Consider the following 6,969-nt stretch of genomic DNA (forward strand, 5'->3'; position numbering starts at 1 on the left):
GCGCTCTGCTACAAGGCCCGAAGGCACACTTGAGGCAACGAACTACAACCCTTCTCGTACTAATCTGGACTCTAGCGCTTCCTCTGCCTACGCATAGGTGCAGAACATCATAGCTCATCAAGATATTTGACACAACGTCAACTATTGGAGTTGTAGTTCAGCCGCTAATCGTCGCCCGACGGTATGGATATTTGATCACCTCGAAGGCCACGCCCCTCTAAAGCCCACTGCACTCTTTTCGGTTGTTATAACTTTACGACCCGATGTTGATACTCCGGAACAGTTGACTCTTCGCTTCTCGGAGCACACCAACATGATATCCATGATGTCATACTTGACTACACAGCCCAATGTGATACTATGACACACATATACTCATACAAAGGTACATGTCATGCCGTTTTCAAAGTCAGAAATGCAGGAAGAATTGTTCGCTTTCTTAAGCGGGTTCGGCAGCAATGTCGCGCAACTGTACGGCATGAGCAGCCATGCCTGGACTAGCCGGGAGGCAATTGAGGCAACTCCCTTCTGGAAGGCCGTTAACGAGATGTATGACTTCGGCGTCATGGGGATTCCATCCGAAGAGCTCTACCCGCAAGGCCATTTCTATGGGCTCTACGCTGAGCTGGAACGCTTTCTCCTGGCCATAGACACTCAGCCCATGGAGTCCTATCTGAAAAGAAATAAGAACAAGCCACCTAGGCTAGCGCTGCGCGCCGTTCAAACCGCTGTGGCTCGAATGGTGCTCGAAGACGGCTGGCGCGAAAACGATCATGGCGGGCGGCAATACGGCACCTTGAAAGGCGACATGAACCATCTGACGCTTGCTGAAGTAGCGTTACTTGCAAATATGGACGAGCGGAGTGTGCGCAATGCAGCTAACCCGAAACTGCCCGATCCCCTGAAGACCGAGCTAAACGGTAGCCGCACCATGGTGCGCCCTCAAGAAGCCCGTCGCTGGCTTGCTGGCCGCAAGAGCTTTATTCCAACTCGGCCCTATACCGGCACCCGAAAGCTCGAATTAAATATTGATCTTTCAACATTGATACCGGCAGAACAGATTCAGAAAATACTTGAAGAAGCCGGCGTCCTGGAGTTCGATCTCGATACTGAAAAGCTTGCTGAGTTCCTTGCAACCATGAAAAAGGCACCGAAGTCATGATTACTACTGTCCATGCCGACATCCGCTGCCAGCAGCGCGGCATTCCCTTCCTTGTGCTGGACCTGCTGCTGGAGTTTGGCCACCGTGAACACGATCATGCTGGCGCTGAGATTGTTTTTTTCGACCGTCGCGCGAAAAAGCGCATTGAGCGCTATGCCGGCGGCCTAATCCGCAAGGTCCACGAGTACCTAGACAGCTACGCAGTTGTCGCCGATGGTGTAATTATCACCGTAGGACACCGCCACAAGCGGATTCGCCGCAGTTAAACCATATACCAACGTCTTTCTAAGGGCACAGAGTGGCTCATGTTGGCAGCTAGATCATCCTTTCTTGGCATTCTGCAAATGGCATGCCGTCTGGACCTGAATGCAAGAAAGACGTGAATTCGACGATAGTAGATAACCCAAGCTTTCCGGTGTAGTTGCCCTTACCGGTCCGCACCTAGACTGTAACTGAACAAGGAGAGAACCATGAGCAGAAGCCCCGTTCAACGCGTCGCCTTCGTGAGGCTTACACCACAAGGCAAGGCCTACGCTATGCGTTGCGACCGAGAAGATCTCGGCGTTGGCGATCATGTTGAGGTTCTAATGCACGCTGAATCTGCACAGCCGCACTGGGACTCTGGCGTAATTGAGGACATCGCCCACCTGCGCTGGCATTGTTCATGCCATGTGAAATGCCATCGCGACGAAATGCGAATCGAGATCGACTCGGCCAACGGCTTCCAAATGCGGCACACTATTGACCTATCCAATGGCCCTAGAAAAACACCGAAACAGATTCAACAGGAAAAAGCTACGGCGATCTCACGCCGCCGGCCCGAAGTGGAGCGCGCTGATATGCGCTCGTTGTACGAGGACCTTGCTCCTGTTGACGGCGAGGACGTTTACCTGAGCGACGGAATATGGCTACGGCCAGATGGATCGTTCGATGATCGCGGAAGATGAGTACGTATAATGACTAGAACCCAACTCAACTCTTATCTGACCTAGCTACGCGGTGTGCCTACCCAGCGCTGGAGACGCAAAGGATAAGGTCAGGTGACTTCAACTGCCAGGTCACCAAGTTGCAGTTGTGTACAGCCATCCTTAATCGGCTTCACACAATTGGACGCCCTCGACCGTTGCCGTCCAGGAGGAGTTTAGGATGTTAAAAACACAGGCAATCAATATAACAAACCCGTACTGAATTGCAAAAACTTTACGTTTTAGGGCGGGCCAGGTAGAGTTACCGAATTGGCTCAACATGAGCTGCACCATAGCACCCGAGCTTCGTTGTAGTCATGTAGAACAGTTAGTAATCGCAGTCGAATTAAAAGAAAATGGATGACTGATGACCACCAATAAATACGCTATTACGACAAGCAACTTCAAGAAACTTGTCCAGAAGACAAAAGTCGAGATTGAAGAAGATATAATCACGACGTTCAAGTCCATTTATTCAGAAACAAATCTTCGGCCTTACCTCAATCAGAAAGAGGCGACCGATATTAGGAAGTTGAGCGAATTTTTGACCAATACTGAAAAATATGGCTCCGCGCTTCAGAAACAACTAGAAAAGAGTGCTCTCCCGGCCGTTAATAAGGCCGTCTCCAATCACTACCTCTTCACATCCGCATCTTCGGCCCCTAGCTACCATAAAAGCATTGATTGCAAAACTCTGACAAACGACTTCGAGAACTTTGAGATTCCATTGGAAATTCGGAACAAAGGGGATGACGAAGTAAATAGGTTCAGAAATTTTGCCAAAGAAAACCGTGGACTTCTGAAGAACGGCAAGGAGTATTTGTTTATTCAGAAATTGAAAGATGAGTTCCGCCTCAAATGCGACATAAATAAGATATCGTTTCACAATTCGGGAAAGGTTGAAGTGTCGAAAATGTCAACTCCGAACATTAAAGAAAATATTGCTCAGATCGTCGAGAGGCTGGAAGAACTTCGCGTTACTGATGATGGTAAGCTTTCAATTGCGAAATATATGTTTGCGCCGTCGACGGCCGCCCGGGCTCTTCGCGAAAACGAGACTCTTAACGATACCGATAGAGAAATTCTAGAGCATAAGAAGAATCTCTTGGACTTGATCATCGAATTCAACATCCAAAAGAGCGATGGTCTCAATTTTTCCGAAACTTTGTTACAATTTTACGGATTTAAAAAATGTGGCATTTGTTTTTCTGACGAAGTTCGTTTTGAGCTTTAAGAAGCTTTGTTGCGTAAATCAGGCCTGGCTAGCGTGGAACATGGGTCTGGTAGCCTGAACGTATGGACCCGGCTCCGCAGAGTACCGCACTACTAATTGTAAAACATGTGAAGCGCTCAGGGCACTTGACGCGCTGCTCATCTGGCTGGATCCGGACCTATGCTGGCATGTTCAGCCGGACGGCAAACGTGGGCGTTGCCAAACATTTAGCGACCAGGCGATCCAGTTCTATCTGAATATGAAGGTCTTTTCAATTTGCCACTGCGCCAGGCCCAGGACATGACGCAAAGACTGCTGCGCCTTACAGGTCGCTGGACAGGCCCGTACCGGATACAGCACGGTAAGCCCGCGTCAGAAGACAATGCAAGTGGCCATCGACGCTGTACCCACTACGACGGGACTACATCTGCTTGTCGACAGTACTGGCATCAAGATGTTGGGCGAAGGCGAATGGAAGACAAAGAAGCACGGCGCCGAGTACCCCGCCAATGGCGTAAGGTACATCTGGATTTACTTATCCACGCTGGATCCGAACCACGGAAGTGACCGACAATAGCATCGGTACACGCCTGTTCTGTCAGCCCTGCTTGACCAAATTCCTGCCGACGCGAAGATTGCCAACGTCAGCAGTGACAGTACCTACGACACAAAAGACTGCCACAGTCTATCGCCTCTCGTGATGCGCACGCTGTCATCTCGACCCGCAAGAACGCCAAGCCCTGGAAAACGAACCGCTGCGGTGCCGATGCGCGCAATGAGATCCTGCACGACGTGCAGGCTGGGCCGGGCGGTCTGGAAGAGGTGGAGAGGCTACCACAGGCGAAGTCTCGACATTTTTCCTGCCGAGCATCTGCTGGGCAAACCGATAAATCTTCTGCGTCAGTTAACAGACATGCGTAAGGTTACGTCAAGGAGACACCCAGCGAAAAGCCTTGCCAATCACAGAAAACGCCGGCCACTCTCCGGTCTCTCAGGCACAATAAGAGTGTCCATGGTCGTGTGCGAAGCCCGCACAGTAAGGCGCCGGGGAGCGACAAATTCCTTGGGAAAAGCCGTGGTAAGTTTTCATCAATGATCGTCAAGCATCCGCCTATGGAAATCGGTAGGATGCCGATAGAACGCTTGCGAAACTAGATGCTCGACAGAACGCCGGAAAGAGCTACGACTTGAAAATCCTTGTGTCGGTGGTTCGATTCCGCCCCGGGCCACCAAGAACATCCCTCACAAACGCCGATCCATGAAGATCGGCGTTGTCGTTTCTGCGATGCGCAGTCCGCTTGTTCGGTCTGTTTCCGTTTTAGCCTACCGAGTTGTGCCGAAAAACAGTCAGCGGCGAGCTTCACTGTTTGAGCCGCCCAGGTCGGCCGAGTGGTCAAACAAGATTGCGCAGACATAGCACTGCATGAACTCGCTGGATAGAAGGGACACTCTTCATCTGGCGTCAGCAGGACTCGCCCATCGATGGGCTACCATGGCAGAGGAAGTCACCCCGCTACACAACGCACTGGCTTGAACTTCCCGTTTGTGGAGCTCTCCCTCCCGATGTGGCCAAGCGCATCTTCAGGTAGCCTGGTTGGATTCGAAACGGCGGCAAAGCCGAGAAAACTAAAACCACGATGATCGAGCCTTGGCTTCCTCCAGGCAGGAACGGACTAGCGAAGGAAGTCCTTAGTTGGGAAAGGCATGAACGAATTTCGGCAAGAACTGAACTGAACCGTCCCAAGTTACATGCCCGGCAGTGAATACAACGTCCTGACCAGACAGGATCTTCGCTCGTCGCGCGACAGGAACATATACGATAAGTGCAGGATCAGTGTTGTCGACATCGACAGCGAGAATCATATTATCTTCAAGAGCGCCACAAAGCAGAAAATACGCTCTATCCTTAGCCCATTCATTGTTACAGGCAGCTTTTGTGGCCGCTGAATCAGCGTTCCATGTAGCTAACACTTTCCCTCGAGTGCGCGTGCCGCCGTCGAAAATCCAGGGAATTTCGTTAACCCTGTAGCTACCACTATATAATCGGTATTTTTCTAAGGTCGACACCAGCGTCGGCAAGGTCCTCGGCTTTTTCCGCCATTCTGTATGCATGTCAAAATGCGATACAGCAAGCCACGCGAAAAATATAATACTGAGCAATACAAAGCTGGGATGTGCCATTTTCCTTTTCATGGTTGCGATCACGCAAATCTCCCTTTTTTGATGTAAATATTCATTTTCTGCTTAGTAATAGCCATTCTGGAAGGCAGCTAAGCAATTAGTAAGTCAATGTGCTTCGACACATCCTAGACTCGAGTCCAGGCTAAAAGAAGAACGTATCGGGCATGGATGCTGCACGTTCTTTGAACCACATATTCTTAAAGATCAACGACGAGCCGGACTTACTCAAATATTTCAAGATCTAGCGGGAAAATTATAAACTCGATTGAAAAGGAGTTTTCTCAGCCTTAACTGCAGATAGCTCACCTAAGCTAATATGCATATTTGAAACCCAATATTCGCCTGCACGCCCTTGCATTTTGATGAGTAATTGTGTGTCGTTTCTTGCTAAAACTTTCCATTGTCCCTGTTCAAACGAGGATGCGTCATAACATCCTTCGTGCCTAAATATTTTTTCATAAAGGTCCCGCAGGTCCTTTCCATTATTTTTGGCTATATTGTTAAGTTCTTCCGAAGGTTGCTTGCATACAAGCGCATAGTCCTTTAAAAGAACATTGCTGCCAATGTCAACCCTAGCAGTTTGCGAAAGATCATGGTGAGTACATGCTGCCACTAGTATTACAGCGATAATCGCTGAGATAGCGGTCGGCATGGACGTGGTAGCAAAAACCTTCATTACGTTTAATGCTCAACAAGAGTTAGTGAAATCTGTACTCACTTGTAGGCGATTCAGATTGCACAGCGACGAGAGAAGCGCCGATGATAACGATTTTTGTTGACATGTAAATATCGAATATACACAAAATCGTAACATTACAAAAATTTAATGTTACGATTTTAATCAAATAGAATAGGTGTTTATAGTGAGTAATCTGGAAAATATTAGGACAATGAACTGACAAGAGAAGGGCTTACTCGACAAGTTCTTAAACTTGTATAGCGGCTAACCGACGCGGTTTTAACCCAATCGGCTAGTGAACACATGGATATCAGGAGCTGACCACTACCTCATATTTCAGCCACGAACAGAAGTAAACCTTCAAGCCATCTTTCCTGGGCATTTCCAATTACAGAATAAAATGAGCACTTCTGTCGGTATCTGTTGAGCGCCTAGGCCCCGAATTGGCCGAGTATGGAAATTTTTGTGGCCAAGCGCTGCCGCCCCTGCTATGAACCCGTATGCAAGGGTGGCTTTCCGGTTGCGTACTTGTTTGACACGCCAGGGGGTTTCCGTAGAGCGGCAGCTCGCGTTCGTAGAAGACAAGCTGTTCATAGGCACTCTAATCCTCGACATTGCTTTCTGTTTTGCGCTTGTGTTGCGCGCAATTCTGCTTAGGGAAGCGCTGAACAAATAGGTTTTGCGCCCGAGTCGAGACGACAAACCAGCATCGGATGCCACGGTGGTCGAATTCAGGTATTTTTCGCGTCTGGTGCGGGGTCTCGAGACG

The 6,969-nt window shown here is 49.3% G+C and carries 6 protein-coding genes and 1 pseudogene; 5 read left to right on the forward strand and 2 right to left on the reverse strand.

Going from position 1 to position 6,969, the window contains the following annotated elements; all coding sequences use genetic code 11:
• The first annotated feature begins 394 nt into the window (after window positions 1-394).
• The 5 genes and pseudogenes from ACI48D_RS22555 (at window position 395) to ACI48D_RS22575 (ending at window position 3,917) form a co-directional block, all read left to right on the forward strand.
• Complete coding sequence (locus ACI48D_RS22555) at window positions 395-1,162, forward strand: hypothetical protein (protein ID WP_435573478.1); 768 nt, start codon at window positions 395-397, stop codon at window positions 1,160-1,162.
• Complete coding sequence (locus tag ACI48D_RS22560) at window positions 1,159-1,428, forward strand: hypothetical protein (RefSeq protein ID WP_435573479.1); 270 nt, start codon at window positions 1,159-1,161, stop codon at window positions 1,426-1,428. Before ACI48D_RS22555 ends, ACI48D_RS22560 begins: the two co-directional genes overlap by 4 nt.
• Window positions 1,429-1,632: 204 nt before the next feature.
• Window positions 1,633-2,109, forward strand: coding sequence for a hypothetical protein (locus ACI48D_RS22565; protein ID WP_435573480.1), 477 nt, complete (start codon window positions 1,633-1,635; stop codon window positions 2,107-2,109).
• A 385-nt stretch (window positions 2,110-2,494) separates the two neighbouring features.
• Window positions 2,495-3,361, forward strand: coding sequence for a hypothetical protein (locus tag ACI48D_RS22570; protein WP_435573481.1), 867 nt, complete (start codon window positions 2,495-2,497; stop codon window positions 3,359-3,361).
• A gap of 145 nt (window positions 3,362-3,506) precedes the next feature.
• A pseudogene (locus ACI48D_RS22575) lies at window positions 3,507-3,917 on the forward strand (transposase).
• A gap of 1,112 nt (window positions 3,918-5,029) precedes the next feature.
• Here ACI48D_RS22575 and ACI48D_RS22580 read toward each other — a convergent pair.
• Window positions 5,030-5,545, reverse strand: a complete 516-nt coding sequence (locus tag ACI48D_RS22580; RefSeq protein WP_435573482.1) for a hypothetical protein — start codon at window positions 5,543-5,545, stop codon at window positions 5,030-5,032.
• Window positions 5,546-5,774: 229 nt separating this feature from the next.
• A complete protein-coding gene (locus ACI48D_RS22585) occupies window positions 5,775-6,173 on the reverse strand; it encodes a hypothetical protein (RefSeq protein WP_435573483.1) in 399 nt (132 codons plus the stop codon).
• Between the last annotated feature and the right edge of the window lie 796 nt (window positions 6,174-6,969).

This window comes from Massilia sp. LXY-6 (genome assembly GCF_051233485.1).
GTDB lineage: Bacteria > Pseudomonadota > Gammaproteobacteria > Burkholderiales > Burkholderiaceae_D > Telluria.

Coding starts and splice junctions, on each gene's coding strand:
- ACI48D_RS22555 (WP_435573478.1), top strand. CDS start 395: ATGCCGTTTTCAAAGTCAGAAATGCAGGAAGAATTGTTCGCTTTCTTA.
- ACI48D_RS22560 (WP_435573479.1), top strand. CDS start 1,159: ATGATTACTACTGTCCATGCCGACATCCGCTGCCAGCAGCGCGGCATT.
- ACI48D_RS22565 (WP_435573480.1), top strand. CDS start 1,633: ATGAGCAGAAGCCCCGTTCAACGCGTCGCCTTCGTGAGGCTTACACCA.
- ACI48D_RS22570 (WP_435573481.1), top strand. CDS start 2,495: ATGACCACCAATAAATACGCTATTACGACAAGCAACTTCAAGAAACTT.
- ACI48D_RS22585 (WP_435573483.1), bottom strand. CDS start 6,173: ATGCCGACCGCTATCTCAGCGATTATCGCTGTAATACTAGTGGCAGCA.